This window comes from Nonomuraea sp. NPDC049129, assembly GCF_040648495.1.
Taxonomy (GTDB): Bacteria; Actinomycetota; Actinomycetes; order Streptosporangiales; family Streptosporangiaceae; genus Nonomuraea.
On sequence record NZ_JBEZDU010000010.1, the window covers coordinates 1 to 25,594 of the forward strand.

The following is a 25,594-nucleotide window of genomic DNA, read 5'->3' on the forward strand; positions in this document are numbered from 1 at the left end:
GTTACATTCCGAACCCGGAAGTTAAGCTTCCCAGCGCCGATGGTACTGCACTCGGGAGGGTGTGGGAGAGTAGGTCACCGCCGGACAATCTTTGAAGACGGAAAAGGGCTCCACGCACACGCGTGGGGCCCTTTTCCGCGTTTCAGAGACCTCACGCGTTGCGGGGCCTTGCGCGTTGTGGGGTTTTGCGCGCTGTGTGTGGGGCCCTTTTCTGCGTTGTTGGGTCGTGCGCCTTGCGCGTTGGGGTCCTTCTTTTGCGTTACGGGTCGGTACGGGTCGTTCCCGGGGGGTCGGGGGCGGAAGGGTTGTGCGGGAGGGTGGTGGCGCGCTGGGCTTGGTCAGGGCTTACGGGCGCCAGAGCGCTCGGCTCGTTCGCGGTGATGGGTTTCACGTCTTGGGCGTGGGGCCTTTTTTCGCGTTATGGGGCGTTGGGCCGTTCCCGGGCCTGGAGGGCTCGGCCCGCACGAGGCGGCCTGCCGGAGAGACGGCGAACGCGGGTAGGGACGGCTTGGCACGGGCCCACTTTTTGCGTTATGGAGTCAGGCGCCGTTCCCGGGCATTGCCGTTCCCGGGCTTTTCTGGGTTTCGGCCCTCGCGCCGCTCTCGGAGCCTCGAGGGCTCGGCCCGCATGAGGCGGCCTGCGGGAGGGACGGCGAAGGCGGGAGGGAGACGGCCTGGCGCGGGGGTCCACTTTTGCGTTTCGGGGTCAGGCCCTGTTCCCAGGCTTTTCTGCGTTCCGGGTCTCGCGCCGTCCTCGGGGCCTGGAGAGCTCGGCCCGCACGAGGCGGCCTGGAGGCGGCTTGCTGGAGCCGCGTCGAAGGAGCTGGAAGGACGGCTTGGCGCGTGGGGACCATTTTTGTGTTCCTGCACCTTTGGAACGCTCGTCGGAGACGAGAGGCCTTTGCCGGCGGCAACGGAGCATCCCGCGGATGAGGTCCCACACCACAGGCGACTTCGACGGGGACCTCAAGCGGGTTGGACGAGGATGGCGCGAGCCGGAACCGTGCGGCGTGGTTACTGGACGACCGTCTTCCTGCGTCGGTTCGGCATGGCGAACCTCAGATAGGCCGCCGGGATTTGCGGCTGACGTCTGAGAGCGGTAATCCACGGTCTCGTCATCGTGGTTTCCCTTGTCCTCTGCAGTGTCTTCGAGCGTGCGGAGCGATGTCGTGGAGGAAATGCCCGCGACCCGCCCTCCGGTTCGCGGCACGCAGATTCAGATCGACGGGGAGCTGACGGGGACGGTAATGCCGGAGTACCGCGGGTGGGTGACCATCCGTCAAACGGCCATGGAGTGTCACGGCTGGACGACCGGCCATGGAGTGTCACGGGTGGGCGACCGTCCGGCAGACGGCCGGCATCAACGACGCAAGCCGTCGGCCGTGCGGGTCGCGTACCGCGAGTTGCCAGCCCATTGCCGGCAAAGCCGGGCACCGAAACCGCTGATCATCAGGTGGTGGCGTGGGAGAGCGCTCCGTACGGTCAGTAGGGTTGAGGGGTGGACTTTCGTGCGGTTGAACGCGCGATCATGGAGCGAGGCGTCGAGTGGGACTTCGAGCCGACGCTGGACCGGATCGCGGCCCTCATGGACCTGCTCGGCTCGCCGCAGCAGGCATACCCTGTCGTACACATAGCGGGCACGAACGGTAAGACGAGCACGGCGCGCTTGACCGAGGCGCTGCTCAAGGAGCGCAATCTGCGTGTGGGCCGGTTCACGAGCCCGCATCTCGTCTCGGTGCGCGAGCGCATCACCGTTGACGGCGAGTCGCTGAGCGAGGAGCGGTTCGCCCAGGTATATGAGGAGATCGCCCCTTACGTTGAGCTCGCCGACACGCAGGGGCGGCGGATCCAGTTCTTCGAGTTGCTCACGGCCATGGCCTTCGCCGCCTTCGCCGACACTCCGGTGGACGTGGCGGTCGTCGAGGCCGGCATGGGCGGCTCCTGGGATGCGACGAACGTCGCGGACGGCACCGTCGCCGTCGTCACCCCGATCTCGCTCGACCATACCGACCGGCTCGGGCCCGACATCCCGAGCATTGCCGGGGAGAAGGCGGGCATCATCAAGCCCGGTGCCACGGCCATACTCGCCCAGCAGCAGCTCGAGGCCGCCGAGGTGCTGATGCGCCGGGCCGTCGATGTCGGCGCGGTGGTCGCCCGCGAAGGGCTCGAGTTCGGTGTGCTCGCCCGCGAGGTGGCGATGGGCGGACAACTGCTCACCCTGCGGGGCCTCAAGGGCGTCTACGAGGAGGTCTACCTGCCTCTCTATGGCGAGCACCAGGCGAGCAACGCGGCCTGCGCACTGGCCGCTGTGGAGGCTCTGACGGGGGGCGACGATCCGCTCGACGTGGAGCTCGTACGCCAGGCGTTCGCGGGGGCGTCCTCGCCGGGCCGGCTGGAGATCCTGCGCCGCAATCCCACGGTCGTCGTCGACGCGGCGCACAACCCCGGCGGCATGCAGGCGTCGCTCGAGGGCATGCAAGAGGCGTTCGACTTCGCCAAGGTCGTGGGCGTCGTCGCGGTGATGCGCGACAAGGATGTGGCTACCCTGCTCGACCTGCTGGAGCCGATTCTCGACGAGATCGTCGTCACGCGTAACTCCTCGCCTCGGTCGATGTCGCCCGCCGAGCTGGCGGAGGTGGCCATACCGCTGTTCGGAGAGGACAGGGTGCGGGTCGTCGAACGCCTCGACGAGGCCATCGACATGGGCATCGGCATCGCCGACGCCCAGGGTGAGTTCAGCGGCACGGGTGTGCTCATCACCGGCTCGGTCGTGACGGCCGGGGACGCGCGTCACCTGCTCAAGGCGGGGAGTGTGTGATGAACTTCCAGGTCACCCCGGGCATGCGCCGGCTCGGCGCCAGCGTTCTCGGCATGGAGGCCATCGTCGCCGCGCTGATTACGCCGGTGGCGATCAACAGCGGCGTTCAGACGGCGGTGGCGGTCACTGTCGGTATTGGGCTGGCGGTGCTGTGCGTGATCGTCGCCGGGCTGCTCAAGCGGCCCTTCGCGTACGTCGCAGGCACTATCCTGCAGGTCCTGGCCATCGGCACGGGGTTCCTCGTGCCGACGATGTTCTTCCTAGGGGTGATCTTCGCGGCGCTATGGATTACCGCGATATTCGTCGCTCGCCGTGTCGAGGGCGTGACTTCCCGCTAAAGTCGGCGAACATGGCCGTCCCCCCGATCCAGCGGTCCCCGAACGCACACAGCGCGGGACCCACCGCACGCGTCAGGTTCCCATGGTTGCTCGACTCGGTGCTCGGGCTGCTCATCATCGTCGCGTTGCCACTGGCGATGCTCGCGATCCCCAACACCGTGTCCGTGGTCTCGGGTCTGCTGCCCGAGGGCTTCGACAAGCTCGCGCTGATGCGCGCGCACGGGTTGGCGCTCCCGGCGATGATCCTCACGGTGCCGCTCGCCGCGGTGGCGCTGCGTCACGTCAAGGTCCCCCACATGCTGCTCGGCGGGCTCACGGTGCTCGCGCTGGCCGACGTCGCGGGCGGATTCGCGGGCTCGACGTTCCTGGTGGCGACGCTGCGCGTGCTGCACGGGATCGGCGCGGGCCTGCTCATCCCGGCCACGCTGGTCGCGGCCTGGGAGCGTTCCATGGCATTGCGGGCGATCTGGACCGGCATGCTCGCGTTCAGCCTGCTCGCCGCCCAGGCGCTCGCCTTGTGGCCGCTCGATCAGGTGAGCGACTGGAAGATCACGCTCCAGCCGTACCCGCTGCTGACGGGCATCGCGCTCGCGCTGGCAGCGGTCTACTTCGTCGTCTGGCTGCTGCAGGGCCAGCCGCCGATGCCCTCGCCACGGGCCGCCGAACGCAGCCGCTTGCTGCTCGCGAGCGTGCCCGCGGTGGGCATCTCGGTGGTGGCCATCAGCACCGCGAGCGAGGAGTGGGGGCCCGGCCTGGTCATCCTGCTGGCCGTGCTGGCGGTCGTCGCGCTGCTCGTGATGGCCTCCTTCGGCAGCCGTGAGGGCCGCACACTGGCGTACGTCATGGTCGCGGTCGGCATCGTGCTGCTCCCGAGCCTGGCCCAGATCACCTACGTGGAGATGCGTGGCCTCGGCGGTCCGGGCATGACCGGGCTGTGGATCCCGTTCGTGGTGGCGGGTGTGCTGGGGCTGGCCTCCGCCATCGCGGTGCGGCTGTTCGCCGGAGCGCGGTGGCTCGCGCCGATGGGGTTGCTGGCGATGGTGGTCGGTCTGTGCTCGGTGCGCGTCCTGGTGCCGGCCGCCGATGGGCTCGTGTTGGTGATCCCGTTCACTCTGCTGGCGGCGGGCGCGGCGGTGGCGCTCACGTCCGCGCTCAGCCAGTCGGGCATCGGGGCGGCGCTGTTCGGCCTGGCGCTCTGTTTTCCCGGTGTGCTGGCCGGTTATCTGCTGGCTACCGGGGTGCAGTTGATGATGCTGCGCGGGGTCACGGTGGCGCAGCAACTGGTGGACCGGTTTGTGGGCACGTTGCATCTGTGGTCGCTGATCGGCGGGTTCCTGGTGGTCGCGGTCATCGTCCTGGCGGAGCTGCTCTCGCGGCGCGCGGCTCCGGCCGATGAAGCATCTGAGGCAGATGAAGCGGCCGAGCCGACGGGCGGTGATTCGGCGCCTTCGCCGTCTTTGGTGTCTTCGCCGGATGCAGACGGTCATTCGGCGTCTTCGGCCTCTTCGGGGACTTCCACGGGCGCGGACGTGGTCGCGGAGGGGGCGGGGGAAGGCTCAGCCGCTGAGGCGGCGGTCCCTACGGTGAGGAGCCGCCGGTCTGAGCGCCGCGGGCCGACCATGGCGGTGGACGCCCTGGAGGTGCCCGCCCAGCCGGCAGCCGGGGCAGAGGATCGGCCTGCCGGGGCGATACCGCGCATCCCCGTGTCGCCCGACTCCTCCGGCGCGGCTGACCGGAATGTCGCGAGTGTGGAGGGGGTGGGTGAGGTGACCGGTCCTGTCCCACCTGTCCCGCCGCAGGCTCAATCGCCCGAGGACACCACTCCATAGCACCGACCCATCCGTAGCACCGGGTTGTGCTGGCCCGCCGGACCGGCCGGAGGCACGACCCATAGGACCCCGCGAAGGGCCGGCCCGTAGGATCCCGCGTGCGGCTGGCCTGTAGGACCGGTCCGTAGCACCGTTCCGTAAGGGCCTTGCGTGGAGCTGGTGTGTAGGACTGGTCGGTAGCACCGGCCCATAGGACCACAGGGTTGCGCTGGCCCGCCGGACCGGTCCGTAGGGCCCGCGTAGGGCGACCGCCCTGGGGGACCGGCCCGTAGGAGTGGGTTCCATGGACGGCCACCTCCCAGGCCGTTGGTCGATGGTGCGTTGCCGAGCGAGGCCTGTACAGGTGTGGCTGGCGCGAGGCGTGCCGGTGTGTGCGGCGTTGATGGGCTCGGTCGCGGCGAAACGGGGGAGCCGTCGTGGGCGGTAAGCTGAGCCGCAGCCACCTCGACGCGAGGGCCTGCGCCCCCGGGCCGATTCCCCGTGGAGCCAAGCCGGTGCATGTGGCCGCAGCCCCGAACCACACCCTGTTCGAAGGAGAACCTCAAGTGTCCGAGCGCACTCTTGTCCTGATCAAGCCCGACGGAGTGAAGCGTGGCCTCATCGGTGACGTGATCGCCCGCGTGGAGCGCAAGGGCCTGAAGGTCGCTGCGATGGACCTGCGCACTCTCGACGTCGACACCGCCAAGGCCCACTACGCCGAGCACTCCGAGCGCCCGTTCTTCGGCGAGCTCGTCGAGTTCATCACCTCGGGGCCGCTGGTCGCGCTGGTGCTGGAGGGGCCGCGCGCCGTCGAGGCGTTCCGCGCGCTGGCGGGGCTCACGGACCCGGTCAAGTCGGCGCCCGGCACCATCCGCGGCGACCACGCGCTGGAGATCGGCGAGAACATCGTCCACGGCTCCGACTCGCCCGAGTCGGCCGCGCGGGAGATCAAGATCTTCTTCCCCGACCGGTTCTAGTCTCTCCCGCTTCTCCTGCCCTCTCTGAGGTCTCCGCTTGCTCTGACGTCTCTGAGGTGCCGAGCGCCCGCCATGATGGCGGGCGCTTTTTTTGCGCAAATTTTGTCCGGTCCACCCGGCCGTGCGCGGCAGCGCGCGTCGGAGATATGACAGGCTTTTTGCGATCTTGTACGGCAAGCCCGGTGCACCCCACCCGCCGCACGGGGCCGGCGCCTGTCCAGGGGCACGCTCCTCCGGTGGAGGTGGCCGGGCGCCGTGACGTGCGCGCTGTGGGCCGTCTTCCGTGGATGGGGCCGGCCACGGTACAGAGGAGTTAGATCCCCAGGTGCCCGATGATCGGCCGCTGACGGTGGGTGGGTCAAAACGGTGCAAGACGGAGGCCCAATGTTGTCCTTCGCCTGCGGCGACATCGGGGCTCCCGGATGGGCTGAAGAATTTGTGGGGCACAGGGGGCTCATTGCGCGCCCTGGTGGGTAACGTCACGTTACGATTCGAATTCGATCCGTAGTCATTCGCGAACGACGTTACGGAAGGCTCCGTTCCCCATGGGCAGCAAGCTCGCGTTTCTCGGCCGTGATATGGCGGTCGACCTCGGCACCGCCAACACGCTGGTCTACGTGCGCGGCCGGGGCATCGTGCTCAATGAGCCGTCGGTCGTCGCGATCAACACTGCCACCGGGAAGATCGTCGCGGTCGGCATCGAGGCCAAACGCATGATCGGCCGGACGCCGGGCAACATCGTGGCCGTCCGGCCGCTCAAGGACGGTGTGATCGCCGATTTCGACGTCACTGAGCGGATGCTGCGCTATTTCATCCAGCGGGTGCACAAGAGGCGGCACTTCGCCAAGCCGCGCATCATCATCGCCGTGCCCAGCGGCATCACCGGGGTGGAGCAGCGGGCGGTGAAGGAGGCCGGATACCAGGCCGGGGCCCGCAAGGTCTACATCGTCGAAGAGCCGATGGCCGCGGCGATCGGCGCGGGGCTGCCGGTGCACGAGCCGACGGGCAACATGGTCGTCGACATCGGCGGCGGCACCACCGAGGTGGCCATCATCTCCATGGGTGGTGTGGTGACCAGCCAGTCCATCAGGGTCGGCGGCGACGAGCTCGACCAGGCGGTGATCACCTTCGCGAAGAAGGAGTTCTCGATCATGCTCGGCGAGCGCACCGCGGAGGAGATCAAGATGGCCATCGGCTCGGCGTGTCCCATTGGTGAGGACCTGCACGCCGAGATCCGCGGCCGTGACCTGGTGAGCGGCCTGCCGAAGACGGTCGTGGTGTCCGGCGATGAGATCCGCAGGGCGACGGAGGAGTCGGTCAACACCATCGTCGACGCCGTCAAGGTCACGCTCGACAAGTGCCCGCCCGAGCTGTCCGGCGACCTGATGGACCGTGGCATCGCGCTCACCGGCGGGGGCGCGCTGCTCAAGGGCATGGACGAACGCATCAAGACCGAGACCGGCATGCCCGTCCACCTCGTCGAGAACCCTCTCGACTCGGTGGCGCTCGGCTCGGGCAAGTGCGTCGAGGAGTTCGAGGCGCTGCACCAGGTGCTCGTACCGGAATCACGTCGCTGATGAGAGACTCCCGCCACGCCCGGCTGATCCTGGGGACGCTGCTCACGGTGGCGCTGGTCATCCTGACCGTCGACCACCGCGCCGGCGCGGCCTCGCCGCTGTGGCCACTGCGCACGGCCGGTTCGTGGTTCTTCGGTACGGTCGAGCAGGTCGGCGGCTCCGTGGTCCGCCCGGTCGGCGGCTTCTTCCACGCCATCGTCAACGCCCCCGCCGCCCAGGCCGAGCTCGACCGGGTCAAGGCGGAGAATGTCAGGCTGCGGGCCGGTCTGGCCGCGGGCCGGCTCGACGCCGCGCGCGCCGCGGAGCTGAAGCGGTTGCTCGGCGTGGCGGGGCTCGGCGGCTACAAGATCGTGACGGCGAACGTGGTCGCCAGGCGCGGCCAGCCCGGCTTCGAGGACGCCATCGAGATCGACGTCGGCACCTCCGACGGCGTACGCCCCGAGATGACCGTGCTCAACGGTGAAGGGCTGGTGGGCCGGGTCATCCAGGCGTCCGCCGACAGCTCGACCGTGGTGCTGATCAGCGACCCGGGCTCGGCCGCCGGCGCCCGGCTCGAAGGCGGCCAGGAGATCGGCGTCGTGCACGGGGTGGGGGAGAACGGGCGGCTTGTGCGGTTCCGGCTGCTGGACTCGACGGCGGCGATCACTCGTGGGAGTCGCATCGTCAGCTTCGGCTCCCAGCGCGGCGCGCCGTACGTCGCCGGGGTGCCGATCGGGGTGATCGAGCGGGTGGAGGCGACGCCGGGCGAGCTGACCCGTATCGCGTACGCCAGGCCGTACGCGGATCTGACCGCGCTCGACGTGGTCGGCGTGGTGGTGGGGGCGCCGGCGAAGGATCCGAGAGACGCCGTGCTACCACCCAAGGAGGAGCCGCGATGATCGTTGGGCTGTGCGTGCTGGCGGCGGTGTTGTTGCAGGTCATGCTCATCAACCGGCTGCCGCTGCCGGCCGGGGGAGCGCCCGACGTGGTGCTGCTCGTCGTGGTGGCGATGGCGCTGCTGCGCGGGCCGGCGGCGGGGGCGATCATCGGGTTCTGCGCGGGACTGCTGGTCGACATCGTGCCGCCCACGGCGCATCTGGTGGGCCAGTACGCGTTCGTGTTCGCGCTGGTCGGCTACGTGGCCGGGCGGGGCGTCGGCGGTCCGGCCACCACTGTCGTCCTGTGTGTGCTGATGGCGCCGCTGGTGTCGGCGGCGCTCGGCGGGCTGATCGCCGATCCGCGGGTGACGCTCTCGACGCTGACCGAGCAGGTGCCGGTGACCGTCGTCTACACGTTGATCCTCTCGCCGCTGGCGATCTGGCTGGTCACCCGTGAAAGGCCGCACCCGAGGTTCCCGCAATGATCAGGATGCGGACCCGGCTGGTCGTGCTGCAGGTGATCGTGATGGGCGTGCTGGCGGTGCTCAGCCTGCGGCTCTGGCAGGTGCAGGTGGTGCGGGGGCAGGAGCTGGTCACCAGGGCCACGGAGACCAGGACGCGGTCGGTGATCGTGCCGGCCGTGCGCGGGCAGATACTCGACTCCTCCGGGCGGCCGCTGGTGCGCAACCAGACCTCGCTGGTCGTCTCGGTCGACCGGACCGGGCTGATCAGGATGCCCGAGCAGGGGGTCCCGGTGCTGCGCAAGCTCAGCGAGGTGCTGGGACAGCCGGTCAAGCAGTTGCAGAAGCGCATCACGCCGTGCGGGCCCGGGGTGACCAAGCCCTGCTGGACCGGCTCGCCGTACCAGCCGATCCCGGTGGAGGAACGGGCCGACACCCGTCAGGCGCTGCAGATCCTGGAGCGGCAGGAGGAGTTTCCCGGCATCTCCGCCGAGATCCAGTCCGTCAGGCAGTACCCAGGAGGCAAGGCCGGCGCGCAGATGCTCGGCTACCTGCAGCCGGTCACCGAGGCCGAGCTGGCCAAGCGCGAAGGGCTGAAGGCCGCCTTCTCCGGCGTCGACCTGGTCGGGCGCGACGGCCTCGAGTACATCTACGACGACGAACTGCGCGGCAAGGCCGGGCTGCGGCGGGTGCAGGTCGACCGGATGGGCAAGGCCATCGGGGTGGAGGAGCAGGTGGCGCCCGTCAGCGGCGACAACCTGGTCACCAGCATCGACGCCCGCGTGCAAGACCTGGCCGAGCAGGCGTTGCAGCACGCGATGAAGAACGCCCCCAAGGCGGACGGCGCCGCGGCGGTCGTGCTCGAACCCGACACCGGCCGGGTGATCGCGCTGGCCAGCATGCCCGGCTACGACCCGGCCGTCTGGGCGGGCGGGATCTCCGACCGCGGCTACCAGCGGCTGCTGTCGGACGCCACGGGCAAGCCGCTGGTGTCGCGGGCGCTGAACGGGATGTTCGCGCCCGGTTCGACGTTCAAGGTGTCGTCGGTGACGTCCATGCTGCGGGCGGGCTATCCGCTGAACGGCACGTACGACTGCCCAGGGGCGGTCATGGTGGGCGACCGGGCCTTCCACAACTTCCACGGCATCGGCCTCGGCTCCATGAACCTGCACACCGCCCTGGTCAAGTCATGCGACACGATCTTCTACCGGGCGGGCTACGACCAGTGGCTGAAGGACGGCGGGCTCAATCCGAAGAAGGCGCCGAAGGAGGTGTTCGCCAACACGGCCAAGGCGTTCGGGTTCGGCAAGCCGACGGGCATCGACCTGCCGGGCGAGTCGGCCGGGCGCATCCCGGACCGCACCTGGAAGAAGAACATGTGGGCCCAGACGAGCGGCACCAGTTGCCGGCGCGCCAAGAGCGGCTATCCGGAGGTGGCCGACAAGTCGCGGGCGGAGTTCCTCAAGCGGCTGGCCAACGAGAACTGCCTCGAAGGCTTCCTGTTGCGGGCGGGTGACTCGGCCAACTTCTCGATCGGCCAGGGCGACGTGCTGGTGACGCCGCTCCAGCTGGCCAGGGCGTACGCGGCGCTGGTGAGCGACGGGAAGCTGCGCAGCCCGCGCATCGGCTGGGCCACGGTCCGGCCCGACGGCGCGCTGGTCAGGCGGATCGACGTACCGGTGGTCGGCAAGCTGCCGCTGTCGAAGAAGGAGCGCCTCTACATCAAGGACGCGCTCAGCGACGTGCCCTCTGACGGCACCGCGGCGGGGGCGTTCGCCGGGTTCCCGATGGACAAGGTGCGGATCGGCGGAAAGACCGGCACCGCGGAGGTGTGGGGCAAGGAGGACACCTCCTGGTTCGCCTCGTTCGCACCGGCGAACGACCCGCACTTCGTCGTGGTCGTCATGGTCTCGCAGGGCGGGATGGGCGCCTCCACTGCCGCGCCCGCCGCACGCGAGATCTACGAGGGCATCTTCGGTTTCGCCAAGAACAAGCCCGCGTTGCCCGCGGGCCGGCCGGTGTCCAAGCTGCCGAAGATCTCGGCCGATGGCACGGTGGCCGACGGCGGGACGGCTGATGGCGCGGTGGCCGACGGGTCCGATGGCGCGGTGGCGGGCGGCGCGGGCACCAGCGGCCCCGGGACAGACGGCCCCGGGACAGACGGCGCGGGGGCGGACGACGCGGGGAAGAGCGGCGCGGGGACAGACAGCGCGGGGACAGACGACGCGGGGAAACGTGGCGCGGGGAAACGCGGCGCGGGGAAACGCGGCGCGAAGACAGGTGACGCGGGGACGGGTGGCACCGTGGCGGGCGGAACAGGGGAGGACGGCAAGAGCAAGGGCACCAAAAAGGAGGGCGGCACGGAGGCGGGAGGATGATGGACCGCACGCTGATGGGCGGGCGGCGCTCGTTCGCCCGGCGGGCGGTGGGCGCGCAGTCGGCCATGTGGCGGCTGGACGGGGTGATGCTGGTCGCGGTGGCCGCGCTCTGCGTGATCGGCACGCTGCTGGTCTGGTCGTCGACCCGCACTTGGGCGCCCGGCTCCACGGGGCTGGTCAAGAAGCACGTACTCAACCTCTCCATCGGGACGCTGCTCTGCGCCGCGGTGACCGTCATCGACCATCGGGCGATGCGGGCGTACGCGCCTCTGGCGTTCCTGCTCTCGCTGGTCGGCCTGGGACTGGTGATCACGCCGCTGGGTGCGACGATCAACGGCTCGCACTCGTGGATCCTGCTGGGCGGCGGCTTCGCCGTGCAGCCGTCGGAGTTCGCCAAGCTCGGCCTGCTGCTCATCATCGCGATGCTGCTGGCCCAGCCCGGCGAGGGCAGCGATCGGCCGCGCGGGCTCGACGTCTGGCTGGCGCTGTTCGCCGCGCTGCTGACGATGGGGTTGGTGATGTTGCAGCCCGACCTCGGCACCACGCTCGTGCTGGCCGTGATCACGGCTGCCGGGCTGGTGATCGCGGGAGTGCGCAAGAGGTGGATCATCCTGCTGACGCTGATCGCCGGGGTCGGGGTGTTCTGCGTGTTCGCGTTCGGGATGCTGGAGCCGTACCAGGTCGCGCGGTTCACCGCGTTTCTCGATCCGCGCGTCGATCCGCGCGGCGTCGGCTACAACAGCACGCAGTCGCTGATCGCCATCGGCTCGGGGCAGTTGTTCGGCAAGGGGCTCTTCGACGGCGGGCAGACGACCGGCCGGTTCGTGCCCGAGCAGCACACCGACTTCATCTTCACGGTCGCGGGGGAGGAGTTCGGGTTTCTCGGCTCGCTCACCGTGGTGCTCCTGCTCGGCGTGGTGCTGGTGCGCGGGCTGAGGATCGCCCGGCTGTGCGAGGACAGGTTCGGCACGCTCGTGGCCGGGACGATCGTGTGCTGGCTGGCGTTCCAGACGTTCGTCAACATCGGCATGACCATCGGCATCATGCCGATCACCGGGCTGCCGCTGCCGTTCGTCTCGTACGGCGGCACGGCCACATTCGCCAATCTCATCTCGATTGGGCTTCTACAGTCGATCCGGATCCGCGAACAGTCGTTTAATTGACAGTATGTTCTTGGCCTACTGCGACGAGTGCGAGGAGCGCTTCCTCCTGCCCGCCAGCCACATCACCGCCGTACACAACCTCGCCAGCGGGGTCATCGCCATCGAGCTGACCTGCTACGAGGGACACAAACTGATCGTTCTCAGCGGCAACGACATCGACATCCCGGGACCTGCCACGGTCTGAGCGCCGCTAGTCTGGGTGTCATGACTGTCGAGTCGATTTTTCCCCGCCTGGAAGCGCTGCTGCCCAAGGTGCAGAAGCCCATCCAGTATGTCGGGGGTGAGCTCAACTCGACCGTGAAGGACTGGGACTCCACCGACGTGCGGTGGGCGCTGATGTATCCGGACGCCTATGAGGTCGGGCTGCCCAACCAGGGCGTCGCGATCCTCTACGAGATCCTCAACGAGCTGCCCGCCACGCTGGCCGAGCGGACCTACGCCGTCTGGCCCGACCTTGAGGCCCTCATGCGCGCGGAGGGCATCCCGCAGTTCACCGTGGACGCCCATCGGCCGGTGCGCGCCTTCGACGTGCTGGGCCTGTCGTTCTCCACTGAGCTCGGCTACACCAACATGCTGACCGCGCTCGACCTGGCCGGCATCCCGCTGCTGGCCGTCGAGCGCGGCGACGACGACCCGATCGTGCTGGCGGGCGGTCACGCGGCCTTCAACCCCGAGCCGATCGCCGACTTCCTCGACGCCGCCGTGCTCGGCGACGGCGAGCAGATCGCGATCGCCATCTCCGAGGTCATCCGCGAGTGGAAGGGCGAGGGCAGCCCCGGCGGGCGCGACGAGCTGCTCATGCGGCTGGCCGAGTCCGGCGGCGTCTACGTGCCGAAGTTCTACGACGTCGACTACCACCCCGATGGCCGCATCACGCGGGTCGCGCCCAACAGGCCCGACGTGCCGTGGCGGGTGCACAAGCACACGGTCATGGACCTGGACGAGTGGCCCTATCCGAAGAAGCCGCTGGTGCCGCTGGCCGAGACCGTGCACGAGCGGTTCAGCGTGGAGATCTTCCGCGGCTGCACGCGCGGCTGCCGTTTCTGCCAGGCGGGGATGATCACCCGCCCGGTCCGCGAGCGGTCGATCACGACGATCGGCGCCATGGTCGAGAACGGCATCAAGGAGTCCGGCTTCAACGAGGTCGGTCTGCTGTCGCTGTCGTCCGCCGACCATTCGGAGATCGGCGAGGTGGCCAAGGGCCTGGCCGACCGCTACGAGGGCACCAACACCTCGCTGTCGCTGCCCTCGACCCGCGTCGACGCGTTCAACATCGACCTGGCCAACGAGTTCTCCCGCAACGGCCGGCGCTCCGGTCTGACCTTCGCCCCGGAGGGCGGGTCCGAGCGGATGCGCAGGGTGATCAACAAGATGGTCACCGAGGAAGACCTGATCCGCACGGTCACCACCGCCTACTCCCAGGGCTGGCGGCAGGTGAAGCTCTACTTCATGTGCGGGCTGCCCACCGAGACCGACGAGGACGTGCTCGGCATCGCCGACCTGGCCAAGAAGGTCATCAAGGCGGGCCGCGAGATCACCGGCTCGCGCGACATCCGCTGTACGGTCTCCATCGGCGGATTCGTGCCCAAGCCGCACACGCCGTTCCAGTGGGCCGGCCAGGCCGACCACGAGACCGTCGACCGGCGGCTCAAGGCGCTGCGTGACTCGCTGCGTGGCGACAAGAATTACGGCCGGGCCATCGGCTTCCGCTACCACGACGGCAAGCCGTCGATCGTGGAGGGCCTGCTGTCGCGCGGTGACCGCCGGGTCGGCGCGGTGATCCGGGCCGTCTGGGAGGACGGCGGGCGCTTCGACGGGTGGAGTGAGCACTTCTCCTACGAGCGCTGGATGGCCGCGGCCGAGAAGGCCGGCGTCGACGTCGACTGGTACACCGTGCGCGAGCGCGAGGAGAACGAGGTCCTGCCCTGGGACCACCTCGACGCCGGGCTCGACCGCGAATGGCTCTGGCAGGACTGGCAGGAGGCCGTGTCCGGGAGCGAGGTCGAGGACTGCCGCTGGACTCCGTGCTACGACTGCGGCGTCTGCCCGACCATGGGGACGGAGATCCAGATCGGCCCGACGGGTAAGAAACTTCTTCCTCTCACGGTGGTCTAGCCGCGCTGAGTGCGCGGCCCGTACCTCGCCGTACATGATCTGGGACGTTGAGTCTCCGGAGCGGCATATCCTGAGACGAAGGAAACACTTACACGGGAAGGACGACCAGCTCTGAAACCTGTTCCCGATGGGCCCCCGCCCGCGCCTACGGTGCAGCGCCTGCGTGTGCGCTACGCCAAGCGCGGACGTCTGCGCTTCACCAGCCACCGCGACATCTCGCGGGCCGTCGAGAGAGCGGTCCGCCGTGCCGGCATTCCGGTGGCCTTCAGTGCGGGCTTCTCACCCCATCCGAAGATCTCCTATGCGGGCGCGGCGCCGACCGGCGTCGCCAGCGAGGCCGAATACCTCGAGATCGGCGTCACGAAACCGTGCGAACCCGGACGGATCCGTGTCGACCTGGACGGCTCTCTGCCGCCTGGTCTCGACGTGCTCGACGTCGTGGAGGCCACCGTTGGTGGGCTGGCCGACCGCTTGGAGGCATCTGAGTGGGATGTGCGGTTGCCCGGCGCCGACTGGGAGCTCGCGGAGACGGCGGTGGCGAAATTCCTCGCCGCCGAGACCGTGGAGGTCGAACGCCTCACCAAGAAGGGCCCCCGACGCTTCGACGCCCGGGAGGCGGTGTTGAGGCTCGAGGTGCCCGAGGGAGCAGACAGAACCGCAGCTCAGGTGCCAGGACAGTCGTGTGTCATACTGCGCATGGTTGTTCGGCACGTGATTCCTGCCGTACGACCCGACGATGTGCTCACAGGGCTGCGCCTTGTGGCCGACTTCGCGCCGCCGGTTCCCCCCGAGGTGACCAGGCTGGCGCAGGGGCCGCTCGACGTCAGCACCGGTGCGCTTGCCGATCCGCTCGGCCTGGACCGCGACACTACGCGCGGCGGCGAGGCGGTTTCGGCGGGTGAGCAGGTCGACGGTTAAGGACGTGCCTTGCGCGAGCGGGGTACGACCGCTGACAGGACTTGGCGCCTGCGCCCCCCTCCGGGGGCGCGGGCGGACAACGAGACACGAGAGCTCCTGCGCGGCGCGGCGACGCGCCCGGGAGCTGACGGGAGAGCGCCCGCATGCTCGAGAACGAGCCCAACGGCGGGGCCGACGGCCCCGGCGGGGAGACAACTGAACAGTCCAAGGTGACAAAGCGTCGCCGTGCCGCGAGCCGGCCGGCGGGACCGCCGCCCGAGCTGCCAGAGGAGCCGTCGCCCACGGTCACGACCACGGTCGCGGCCGCTGCGACCGAGCCCGCGAGCCCGGTCGAGCCGGCGAGCCCGGTTGAGGCCGCCGTGGCGCAGGCCATGGATGACGCTGTGGCGCAGGCCGCCGACATCGTCGCTGAGGAGAAGCCCAAGAGGGCGGCGAGGACGCGGTCGACGGCCACGACGACGCGCCGCCGTACCAGCAAGAAGGCCGCGGACGAGGCGCCGGAGAGCGCGCAGGACACCAGCGGTGGGGTCCCCGAGAGCGTGACCGGCACCGGCGGTGAGGCCGTGAGCACCCTGGAAGCGGCTGAGGGGGGCGAGCAGGCGGTCGAGGCCGCCCCGGCCAAGCGTCGCCGCACTCGCAAGAAGACAGAGCCTGAGGCGGCCGCTGAGAGCGTCGAGACGGCTCCGGGACGCTCCGCCGAGGTCGCGGCGGGCGTCGGTGAGGCGGCCGCCGAGCGGCTCGGCAGCGCCGACGCCGAAGAGGACGTCACCGAGCTCCTGCCCGAGGACGAGCCGCTGGACGACGAGCCCGCCGGCGAGGACCTCGACGAGGTCGACCGGCCGAGCCTGCTCGCCGACCCGTTCGGCCTGTCCGCGCGGGCGCAGAGCCAGCAGGGGACCGCGTTCCAGCGCCCCGCCGCCATCTTCGCGCCGCTGTTCCAGGCCCCGGACCCGACCCAGGCCAAGCCCGCCGCGACCCGGCGCCCAGAGCCGCAGCCGCAACCGCAGCCCGAGCAGGCGGCCCCGGAGCCCGAGGAGGCCGCGGAGACGGTCACCGACGAGGAGGCCGACACCGCCGACGAGACGGAGGAGGAGGGCGGCAGCCGCCGTCGTCGCCGCCGTCGTGGCGGCAGGGGCCGTGGCAAAACACGCGAGCGTGACGACGCCGACGACGAGTCCGACGAGTCCGACGACGAACAGGGCGAGGAGCCTCAGGAAGAAGAGGCGTCCAGTTCCCGCCGGCGTCGCCGCCGCAGGCGCCGTGGTGCCGACGACGGCGCCGAGCCGGCCGGGGACGACCCGCCCAACACCGTCGTACGCATCCGCGCGCCCCGCACGGGCCGCGCCGCCGGCCATGACATCTCCGCCGACGGCGTCACGAGCGTGCGCGGCTCCACCAGGCTCGAGGCCAAGAAGCAGCGCCGTCGTGAGGGCCGCGAGCTGGGCCGCCGGCGTCCGCCGATCATCACCGAGTCGGAGTTCCTGGCTCGGCGCGAGTCGGTCGACCGGATGATGGTGGTGCGCCGCCAGGGCGACCGCACCCAGATCGCGGTGCTGGAGGACGGCGTGCTCGTCGAGCACTACGTCAACCGTGAGGCCAGCCAGTCCTATGTCGGCAACGTCTACCTCGGCAAGGTCCAGAACGTACTGCCGTCGATGGAGGCCGCCTTCGTCGACATCGGCAAGGGCCGCAACGCCGTCCTGTACGCCGGTGAGGTCAACTTCGACACCGCGGGCCTGGAAGGCCAGCCCAAGCGCATCGAGGCGGCGCTGAAGTCCGGTCAGTCGGTGCTGGTGCAGGTCACCAAGGACCCGATCGGCCACAAGGGCGCCCGCCTGACGTCGCAGATCAGTCTGCCGGGCCGCTACCTCGTGTACGTGCCCGACGGCTCGATGACCGGCATCAGCCGCAAGCTGCCCGACAAGGAGCGCACGCGGCTCAAGAGCATCCTGAAGAAGGTCATGCCCGAGAACGCCGGCGTGATCGTGCGCACGGCCGCGGAGGGCGCTTCTGAGGACGAACTGGCCCGCGACGTGGCCCGCCTGTCGGCGCAGTGGGAGAACATCCAGAAGAAGGCCAAGTCGGCCAGCCCGCCCGAGCTGCTCTCGGCCGAGCCGGACCTGACCGTCCGCGTGGTCCGCGACGTCTTCAACGAGGACTTCACCTCGCTGGTCGTGCAGGGCGAGGAGGCGTGGGAGACGGTCGAGGAGTACGTCAAGTATGTCGCGCCGCACCTCGGCGAGCGCCTGTCCAAGTGGGACACCGAGCAGGGCGACGTGTTCGAGTCCTACCGGATCGACGAGCAGCTCGGCAAGGCGATGGAGCGGAAGGTCTGGCTGCCCAGCGGCGGCTCGCTGGTGATCGACCGTACCGAGGCGATGAGCGTCGTCGACGTCAACACCGGCAAGTTCACCGGGCAGGGCGGCAACCTCGAAGAGACCGTCACCCGCAACAACCTGGAGGCGGCCGAGGAGATCGTCCGCCAGCTCAGGCTCCGCGACATCGGCGGCATCATCGTGATCGACTTCATCGACATGGTGCTGGAGTCCAACCGCGACCTGGTGCTGCGGCGGCTGCTCGAATGCCTGGCGCGCGACAGGACCAAGCACCAGGTGGCTGAGGTCACCTCGCTGGGTCTGGTCCAGATGACGCGTAAGCGGGTCGGTCAGGGCCTCCTGGAGGCCTTCTCGACGCCGTGTGACTGCTGCAACGGGCGTGGTCTGATCGTCTCCACGGAGCCGGTCGAGTCCAAGCCGGAGCCGCGCGGCACTCAGGGCAAGATGGCCATCGAGAAGGCGGTCTCGGACAAGGTGTCCGCGGCCAAGGACTCCGGTAGCCGTGATACCGTGACCGATGCGCTTGAAGACGTCCCGGCTGAGGACGACCAGGCGGGCCAGACTTCCGGCAGAGGGCGGCGACGCTCTCGCCGAGCCAAGTCAGCCGAGTAGCCAGGCGCTCCCGCAAGGGAGCGCTCCTCGGCGGACTGCCCCGACGATCCGTCCGGTTCGACCAGGGCACCGTTAATCCGGTACTCTTGAGAATCGGTGCGTCCAGCGGCGCGCCCTGTTCGCGCGCCTACTCGGTTCGTCGGTTCCAGACAGCACCGAATGCCGGGCGCAGCATTCAGAAGTCAGTAGAAGGGTTCCGCGGTGTACGCGATCGTTCGTTGCGGCGGCAGGCAGCAGAAGGTCTCCGTCGGTGACGTCCTCGAGGTGGACAAGGTCGCCGGCGAGGTCGGCACTTCGGTTTCGCTGCCGACGGTCCTCGTCGTCAACGACGGCGATGTGACCACGGAGGCGGGCAAGTTCCTGGTGAGCGCCGAGATCCTCGGTGAGACCAAGGGGCCGAAGATCCGCATCCTGAAGTACAAGAACAAGACCGGTTACAAGAAGCGCCAGGGTCACCGTCAGCGGTACACCCAGGTGAAGATCACCGGTATCGACCAGGCCTGATCGGGGAGTTAGAGAGATGGCACACAAGAAGGGCGCGTCGTCCACCCGGAACGGCCGTGACTCCAACGCCCAGCGCCTGGGCGTCAAGCGCTTCGGCGGCCAGCTGGTCAACGCGGGCGAGATCATCGTCCGGCAGCGTGGCACCCACTTCCACCCCGGCGACAACGTCGGCCGCGGCGGCGACGACACGCTGTTCGCGCTGGCCGCCGGCCACGTGCAGTTCGGTCTCAAGCGCGGTCGCCGCGCGGTGAGCATCGTTCCGGTGGCGGAGTAGATTCTCAGAGTTTCCTGCTCAGGGGCGGATCGGGTTCTCGATCCGTCCCTGAGTGCGTTTGTATGGCTTTTATGGTGTACGGCTCAGCGCGGTGGGCCCCACCCGCCGTGCGGGGCCGGGGCCCGTCCAGGGGCACGCTCCTCCGGTGGACGTGGTCGCGCGCCGTGACGTGCGCATTCTTGGCCCCGGTCCGTGGACTGGGTTATGTGACGGGCCTTGATCGGCCTAGGAGGAGGGGCCGGGATGGCTGACTTTGTGGACCAAGTGGTGCTGCATCTCAAGGCGGGTGACGGCGGCAACGGCTGCGCGTCCGTGCACCGGGAGAAGTTCAAGCCGCTCGGCGGGCCCGACGGCGGCAACGGCGGGCGCGGCGGCGCGGTGATCCTTGAGGTGAGCCCCAACACCGCCACACTGCTCGAATACCACCACCGGCCGCATCGCAAGGCCGACAACGGCAAGCAGGGCCAGGGGTCCAACCGCGACGGGGCCAATGGCGGGGACGTCATCCTTCCGGTGCCCAATGGGACGGTCGTCAAGAACGCCGCCACCGGTGAGGTGCTCATCGACCTGGTGGGCGTCGGCACCCGCTACGTGATCGCCGAAGGCGGTTTCGGCGGGCTCGGCAACGCGGCGCTGGCCAGCACCAAGCGCAAGGCGCCCGGGTTCGCGCTGCTCGGGGAGCCGGGGGACGCGCTCGACGTCATGCTGGAGCTCAAGAGCGTCGCCGATGTGGCGCTCGTCGGCTTCCCCAGCGCCGGGAAGTCGTCGCTGATCGCGGCCCTGTCCGCGGCCCGGCCGAAGATCGCCGACTACCCGTTCACCACCCTGATCCCCAACCTGGGCGTGGTGACCGCGGGCGAGACCGTCTTCACCGTCGCCGACGTGCCGGGGCTGATCCCGGGGGCGTCGCAGGGCAAGGGGCTCGGGCACGAGTTCCTGCGCCACGTCGAGCGGTGCGACATGCTCATCCACGTCATCGACTGCGCCACCATGGAGCCGGGACGCGACCCGATCAGCGACTACGAGGTGATCGAGGCCGAGCTGGAGGCCTACGGCAAGCTCGAGGACCGGCCCCGCATGGTCGTGCTGAACAAGGCCGACGTGCCGGACGCCCGGGAGCTGGCCGATCTGGTCAGGGGCGAGTTCGAGGAGCGGGGGCTGCGGGTCTTCACCATCTCGGCCGCCACCCATGACGGGCTGCGGGAGCTGACGTTCGCGATGGGCGAATGGGTGGCCGCGGCCAGGGCCGCCAAGCCCGTCGAGGAGCCCACGCGGCTGGTGCTCAGGCCCAAGCAGCTCGGCGAGGCCGGGTTCAGCGTCCGCCGGGTCAACGACAACCTCTTCCAGGTCACCGGCGAGAAGCCGGAGCGCTGGATCAGGCAGACCGACTTCAGCAACGACGAGGCCGTCGGTTACCTGGCCGACCGGCTGGAGCGGCTGGGCATCGAGGATCAGCTGGTCAAGGCCGGTGCCACCGCGGGCGCGGAGGTCGTTATCGGGCCGATGGAGGGTGGCTACGTCTTCGACTGGCAGCCCACGCTCAACGCCGAGTCCGTACGGCAGGGGCCGCGCGGCACCGACAACCGGTTCTAGCGGCGCCCGACCCCCGGCTTTCGGTCCTAGGTCGCCCGGCCCGCCCTCTGGCGTCCCCGGCTTTCCGTCCCGGGGGGCCTGGCCCCGGCGGCATCCCGGTCCTCGGCCGGTTGCCGACGGCGGGAGCACCGGCCGGGAAGGTCGGGTCGCCGGTCTCCGATAGGCTTCGAACGTGCGGGAACAGATCAGCTCAGCGTCGAAGGTCGTCGTCAAGGTCGGCTCTTCGTCGCTCACCACCCCCCAAGGCATGATCGACGTCGACCGGGTCGATGCCCTGGTCGACGTGCTGGCCGCCCGCCGCCGCGCCGGGACCCAGCTGGTCCTGGTCTCCTCGGGAGCGATCGCGGCGGGCCTGGGCCCGCTGGGGCTGACCGCACGCCCCCGCGACCTCGCCACCCAGCAGGCCGCCGCCTCCGTCGGCCAGGGCGTGCTCGTCGCCCGCTACACCTCCTCCTTCGCCCGCTACGGCCTGCGCGTCGGCCAGGTGCTGCTGACCGCCGACGACATGATGCGCCGCGCCCACCACGCCAACGCCCAGCGCACCCTCAACCGGCTGCTGGAGCTCGGCATCGTGCCGATCGTCAACGAGAACGACACCGTCGCCACCGACGAGATCCGCTTCGGCGACAACGACCGGCTGGCGGCCCTGGTCGCCCATCTCATCCACAGCGACGCACTGGTCCTGCTCTCCGACGTCGACGCCCTCTACGACGGGCCGCCGAGCCGCAGCGGGTCCCGGCGGCTGGCCGAGATCCGCGGCCCAGAAGACCTGGTCGGCGTCGAGCTCGGCAAGAACGGCGCGGCGGTCGGCACCGGCGGCATGGTCACCAAGGTGCAGGCCGCCAGGATCGCCACCGGCGCCGGCGTGCCCGTCGTGCTGACCGCCGCCGCGCACGCCGCCCAGGCGCTGGCCGGGGCCGATGTCGGGACCTATTTCCACCCTGGCGGCCGTCATCCCGGCACCCGGCTGCTCTGGCTCGCCCACGCGACCACCGGACGAGGGCGGCTGCTGCTCGACGACGGCGCGGTGGAGGCCATCGTGGCCAGGCGCAAGTCGCTGCTGCCCGCCGGGGTCACCTCGGTGGAGGGCGACTTCGCGGCCGGCGACCCGGTGGACCTGTGCGGGCCGCGTGGCGGGGTGGTGGCGCGCGGGCTGGTCAACTTCGACGCGGTGGAGATCCCCGGACTGCTCGGCCGCTCGACGCGAGACCTGGGCAATGAGCTCGGTCCCGAATACGAGCGCGAGCTGATCCACCGCGACGACATCGTCATACTGGAAGCCCACAACTAGACAGCCGAAACCGGCAGCCCGCAGCCAGGCCACCGGTCACCGAAAGCAACCAGGCCATCGGTCTCCGGAGGCCCGCAACCAGGCGGCCGGATACCAAAAGCAACACCGGAAGCCCGCAACCAGGCGGCCGGATACCGAAGGCCACAACTAGGCAGGCAGCCGGCTCGCCGGCGGTCGGCAGAGGAGCGTGTGATGTCCGAGGAGTTCCTGAAGGTCGCCCGCGCGGCGCGAGAGGCCGCCGCCGAGCTGGCCCCGCTGCCGCGGGCGCCCAAGGACCGGGCGTTGCGCGCCGTCGCCGACGCCCTCGTCGCCCACACCGCCGAGATCGTCGAGGCCAACGCCAAGGACGTCGCGCAGGCGCGGGAGCAGGGCACGCCGGAGGCCATGATCGACCGGCTGCGCCTCGACGGGCCCAGGATCGAGGCCATCGCCGAGGCCGTACGCCAGGTGGCCGACCTGCCCGACCCCGTCGGCGAGGTGATCCGGGGCAGCACGCTGCCCAACGGCCTGGAGCTGCGCCAGCTCAGGGTGCCGCTGGGCGTGATCGGCATCATCTACGAGGGCCGCCCCAACGTCACCGTCGACGCCGCCGCGCTCTGCCTCAAGAGCGGCAACGCGGCCCTGCTCAGGGGCTCGTCCAGCGCCTACTCCTCCAACACCGTGCTGGTGCGGGTGATGCAGGACGCGCTGGAGGGCACCGAGGTGCCTTCCGGGGCGGTGCAGCTGGTGCCGGGCCTGACGCGCGACTCCGTCAAGGAGCTGATGCGGGCCCGCGGCCTGGTCGACGTGCTGATCCCGCGCGGGGGCGCGTCGCTGATCAACTCGGTGGTCGAGGAGTCGACGGTCCCGGTGATCGAGACCGGCGTGGGCAACTGCCACGTCTACATCGACGCCGACGCCGATCTGGACTTGGCCGTCGACATCCTGGTCAACGCCAAGGCGCAGCGGCCGTCGGTGTGCAACGCGGCTGAGACGTTCCTGGTCCACGCCGGGGTGGCCGACGCGTTCGTGCCCCGGGCGCTCCAGGCGCTCAAGGACGCGGGCGTGACCGTGCACGGCGACGACCGGATCGCCGCCTACGGCGAGGTGGAGCCGGCCACCGAGGACGACTTCCGCACCGAATACCTCTCGCTCGACATCGCCGCCGCCGTCGTCGGTTCGCTGGAGGAGGCCGTCGCCCACATCAGGCGCTACGGCTCGGGCCACACCGACGCCATCGTCACCCGGTCGCAGCAGGCGGCGCGCAGGTTCGTGTCGCTGGTCGACTCGGCGGCCGTCGCGGTCAACGCCTCCACCCGGTTCACCGACGGCGGCGAGTTCGGCTTCGGCGCGGAGATCGGCATCTCCACCCAGAAGCTGCACGCGCGCGGCCCGATGGGACTGCCCGAGCTGACGTCCACCAAATGGGTCTATACCGGCGAAGGGCATCTGCGTACATCAGCAGGCACGGTCATCCCAAGGTCAGGCGCCTGACGGGGTTGGGCAGCGGTGGCGTGTCGGCGTGACCGGTCAGCGGAGGAGCTCGGTTGACTGGTCTACATGGAGATCGTCATCGCCTTGGCCTTCGCGGCCGTGGTGCTGGTCGGCGCGGATCGGCTGCTGCTGTGGATGGAGAGCCGCGGCCACATCCACTGGCGCGGGAAGGGCAGGAAGGACCTGTCGGCGGAGCTTACGACAGAGCTCGACAGCATGCTGTCCGAGCAATCCCGCCGATAAAGCTTCGGCGCGCCGCACGCGCTATCAGGCGTCCCAGCGCTAGGGTGTTGACCCTTATGGGCGCGCCGGGCGGGGAGGGACGGTGACCAAGCTCGGCAAGGTCGGGCCGTACACCCTGCTCGAGAGGCTCGGTCGGGGCGGCATGGGCGAGGTCTATCTCGCCAGCTCCCGCCGGGGCGAGCGGGTCGCCCTCAAGGTCCTGCACGACCTGGCAGAAGACAACTCCATGCGGGTCAGGCTCGAACGCGAGGTCCGGGCGCTGCGCCGGGTCGAGAGCCCGTACGTGGCCAAGGTGCTGGACGCCGATCTCTCGTGCGACCGGCCGTACCTCGTCATGGAGAACATCGAGGGCGCCACGCTGCTCGACATGGTGCGCCACAGCGGCCCGCTCAACATGGCGCAGCTGGTGGAGCTGGCGCAGGGCATCGCCACCGCGCTCGCGATCATCCACGCGGCCGGCGTGGTGCACCGCGATCTCAAGCCCGCGAACATCATCATGGGCGCCGAGGGCCCGGTCCTCATCGACTTCGGCATCGCGCAGGTGCTGGACGCCACCCGGCTCACCCTGACCGGCACCTTTCTCGGCACGCCCGGCTACACCGCGCCCGAGATCTTCGCCGACGAGCACGTCGACTCGCCCGCCGACATCCACGCGTGGGCGGCGACGGTGGCGTTCGCGGCGACCGGGCGGCCGACGTTCGGGCGGGGGACGGCCGAGGCGCAGATGTACGCGGTGCTCAACGGGCAGGCCGACCTCAAGGGCGTGCCGGTGGCGCTGTTGTCGCTGGTGCGGGCCGCGCTGAATCGGGAGCCGGGCAAGCGCCCGACGGCCGCGCTGCTGGCCGATCGCCTGTCACGGCTGGCCAAGGCGACCAGTCCCGCCGAGCCCGATGCCGCCCGTGCCGTGCCCGCGGCAGAGGAGGGCGTCGCGGTGCGTGGCCGGGCCGGTGAGGAGGCCAAGCCGCGCGGCCGTACGGCAGAGGAGGCGAAAGCCCGCAGCCGTACGGCGGAGGAGGCCAAGCCGCGTAGCCGGACCGGTGAGGAGGCCAAGCCACCGCGCGGCCGGATCGCGGACGACGGGAAGGTGCCCGCGCCGCGGACGCGGACGAACCCGGATGGGAAGGTCCCCATGCCGCGCGGCCGTACGAGTGCGGACGGGAAGGTGCCCGCACCCCGCGGCCGCACGAGTACGGACGGAAAGGGCACGGGGCCACGGCTCCGCACAGGCGAGGGCGTCAAGGCCACACCCGTACGGAGCCGCACGAAGGCCGTGACCGGGAAACCCCGGACGCCGGGCACGCGCAACACCGGACTCAGGTCGGAGTCGGGCTCCACCACGCTGCCCGCGGGCAACGCCGCGCTGTTGCTGCTCGCGGTGCTGGCCGTGCCCTGTGTGGTGGCGTCGGTGATCTGGCCGATCGCGACGATCGGGATCACGGCCGCGTTCGTCCTGCTGACCAGGACGCTCTGGATGAGCCACTGGATGGTCAGGAAGCGGGTCTCGCGCCGGGTCAGGGTGACCCTGCGCGTGGTGCTCTTCCCGTTCGCGTTCACCGGTGCGACCGCGACCGCCGTGGTGTGGCCGGGCGTGCCCGTCGCGGTGGCGGCGGGTGGCGCGCTCTGGCTGATCGGCGGCGGCCAGATCGATGCCGACTGGTGGCAGCAGCCCGCGCCGGTCACCGCCGCGGGTGTCGTGTTCGGGATGCTGTGTGGCGGCATCACCGGACGCGAGATCGAGCGGGTCGGCGCTCACCTGCCGGATCTGCGCAGGGAAGGGCTGCGCGCACTGGCCGTGCTGGGCGGGTTCGTCGCCCTGTGCGCGGCGGCGGTGCGCGCTATCGCGCTGCTTCTGTGACCG

General features: G+C 70.1%; 20 protein-coding genes and 1 rRNA gene. All 21 read left to right on the top strand.

The window, feature by feature from the left end:
• Nucleotides 1-86 (top strand): 5S ribosomal RNA (gene rrf / locus AB0B64_RS29740); the annotation flags it as partial.
• A 1,442-nt stretch (nt 87-1,528) separates the two neighbouring features.
• Nucleotides 1,529-2,818, top strand: coding sequence for a folylpolyglutamate synthase/dihydrofolate synthase family protein (locus AB0B64_RS29745; protein WP_357941452.1), 1,290 nt, complete (start codon nt 1,529-1,531; stop codon nt 2,816-2,818).
• Entirely contained in the window at nt 2,818-3,156 is a 339-nt protein-coding gene (locus AB0B64_RS29750) for a DUF4233 domain-containing protein (RefSeq protein ID WP_357648052.1), read from the top strand. Before AB0B64_RS29745 ends, AB0B64_RS29750 begins: the two co-directional genes overlap by 1 nt.
• 11 nt (nt 3,157-3,167) lie before the next feature.
• Nucleotides 3,168-4,985 (top strand): hypothetical protein, encoded by a 1,818-nt coding sequence (locus AB0B64_RS29755; RefSeq protein ID WP_358181234.1) that lies wholly within the window; start codon nt 3,168-3,170, stop codon nt 4,983-4,985.
• 545 nt (nt 4,986-5,530) lie between these two features.
• Nucleotides 5,531-5,941, top strand: coding sequence for a nucleoside-diphosphate kinase (ndk, locus tag AB0B64_RS29760; protein ID WP_214642928.1), 411 nt, complete (start codon nt 5,531-5,533; stop codon nt 5,939-5,941).
• 545 nt (nt 5,942-6,486) lie between these two features.
• Complete coding sequence (locus AB0B64_RS29765) at nt 6,487-7,518, top strand: rod shape-determining protein (protein ID WP_357939777.1); 1,032 nt, start codon at nt 6,487-6,489, stop codon at nt 7,516-7,518.
• Nucleotides 7,518-8,396 (top strand): rod shape-determining protein MreC, encoded by an 879-nt coding sequence (mreC, locus tag AB0B64_RS29770; protein ID WP_357939779.1) that lies wholly within the window; start codon nt 7,518-7,520, stop codon nt 8,394-8,396. Before AB0B64_RS29765 ends, mreC begins: the two co-directional genes overlap by 1 nt.
• Nucleotides 8,393-8,860, top strand: a complete 468-nt coding sequence (gene mreD, locus AB0B64_RS29775) for a rod shape-determining protein MreD (RefSeq protein WP_357939781.1) — start codon at nt 8,393-8,395, stop codon at nt 8,858-8,860. Before mreC ends, mreD begins: the two co-directional genes overlap by 4 nt.
• Entirely contained in the window at nt 8,857-11,214 is a 2,358-nt protein-coding gene (gene mrdA, locus AB0B64_RS29780) for a penicillin-binding protein 2 (RefSeq protein ID WP_358181237.1), read from the top strand. The genes mreD and mrdA overlap by 4 nt, the downstream gene beginning before the upstream one ends.
• On the top strand, nt 11,211-12,377 hold the full coding sequence (gene rodA / locus AB0B64_RS29785) for a rod shape-determining protein RodA (protein WP_357939786.1): 1,167 nt from the start codon (nt 11,211-11,213) through the stop codon (nt 12,375-12,377). The genes mrdA and rodA overlap by 4 nt, the downstream gene beginning before the upstream one ends.
• 4 nt (nt 12,378-12,381) lie before the next feature.
• Nucleotides 12,382-12,561: a hypothetical protein gene (locus tag AB0B64_RS29790; protein WP_357648066.1), complete on the top strand. Its 180-nt coding sequence runs from the start codon at nt 12,382-12,384 to the stop codon at nt 12,559-12,561.
• 20 nt (nt 12,562-12,581) lie between these two features.
• Complete coding sequence (locus AB0B64_RS29795) at nt 12,582-14,492, top strand: TIGR03960 family B12-binding radical SAM protein (protein WP_358181240.1); 1,911 nt, start codon at nt 12,582-12,584, stop codon at nt 14,490-14,492.
• A 165-nt stretch (nt 14,493-14,657) separates the two neighbouring features.
• Nucleotides 14,658-15,410, top strand: a complete 753-nt coding sequence (locus tag AB0B64_RS29800) for a TIGR03936 family radical SAM-associated protein (protein WP_357939790.1) — start codon at nt 14,658-14,660, stop codon at nt 15,408-15,410.
• Nucleotides 15,411-15,553: 143 nt separating this feature from the next.
• Nucleotides 15,554-18,358 (top strand): Rne/Rng family ribonuclease, encoded by a 2,805-nt coding sequence (locus AB0B64_RS29805; RefSeq protein WP_357939792.1) that lies wholly within the window; start codon nt 15,554-15,556, stop codon nt 18,356-18,358.
• 201 nt (nt 18,359-18,559) lie between these two features.
• Nucleotides 18,560-18,862: a 50S ribosomal protein L21 gene (rplU, locus tag AB0B64_RS29810; protein WP_357939795.1), complete on the top strand. Its 303-nt coding sequence runs from the start codon at nt 18,560-18,562 to the stop codon at nt 18,860-18,862.
• A gap of 16 nt (nt 18,863-18,878) precedes the next feature.
• Nucleotides 18,879-19,136, top strand: coding sequence for a 50S ribosomal protein L27 (gene rpmA / locus AB0B64_RS29815; RefSeq protein WP_090773491.1), 258 nt, complete (start codon nt 18,879-18,881; stop codon nt 19,134-19,136).
• 243 nt (nt 19,137-19,379) lie between these two features.
• A complete protein-coding gene (gene obgE / locus AB0B64_RS29820) occupies nt 19,380-20,729 on the top strand; it encodes a GTPase ObgE (protein ID WP_357939797.1) in 1,350 nt (449 codons plus the stop codon).
• 172 nt (nt 20,730-20,901) lie between these two features.
• Nucleotides 20,902-22,020, top strand: a complete 1,119-nt coding sequence (proB, locus tag AB0B64_RS29825) for a glutamate 5-kinase (protein WP_357939799.1) — start codon at nt 20,902-20,904, stop codon at nt 22,018-22,020.
• A 192-nt stretch (nt 22,021-22,212) separates the two neighbouring features.
• Complete coding sequence (locus tag AB0B64_RS29830) at nt 22,213-23,493, top strand: glutamate-5-semialdehyde dehydrogenase (protein ID WP_358181243.1); 1,281 nt, start codon at nt 22,213-22,215, stop codon at nt 23,491-23,493.
• A 66-nt stretch (nt 23,494-23,559) separates the two neighbouring features.
• The gene (locus AB0B64_RS29835; protein ID WP_358181246.1) at nt 23,560-23,736 is read left to right on the top strand and encodes a hypothetical protein; all 177 of its coding nucleotides are present in this window, start codon (nt 23,560-23,562) and stop codon (nt 23,734-23,736) included.
• An 82-nt stretch (nt 23,737-23,818) separates the two neighbouring features.
• Nucleotides 23,819-25,591: a protein kinase gene (locus AB0B64_RS29840; protein ID WP_357939805.1), complete on the top strand. Its 1,773-nt coding sequence runs from the start codon at nt 23,819-23,821 to the stop codon at nt 25,589-25,591.
• Nucleotides 25,592-25,594 lie beyond the last annotated feature (3 nt).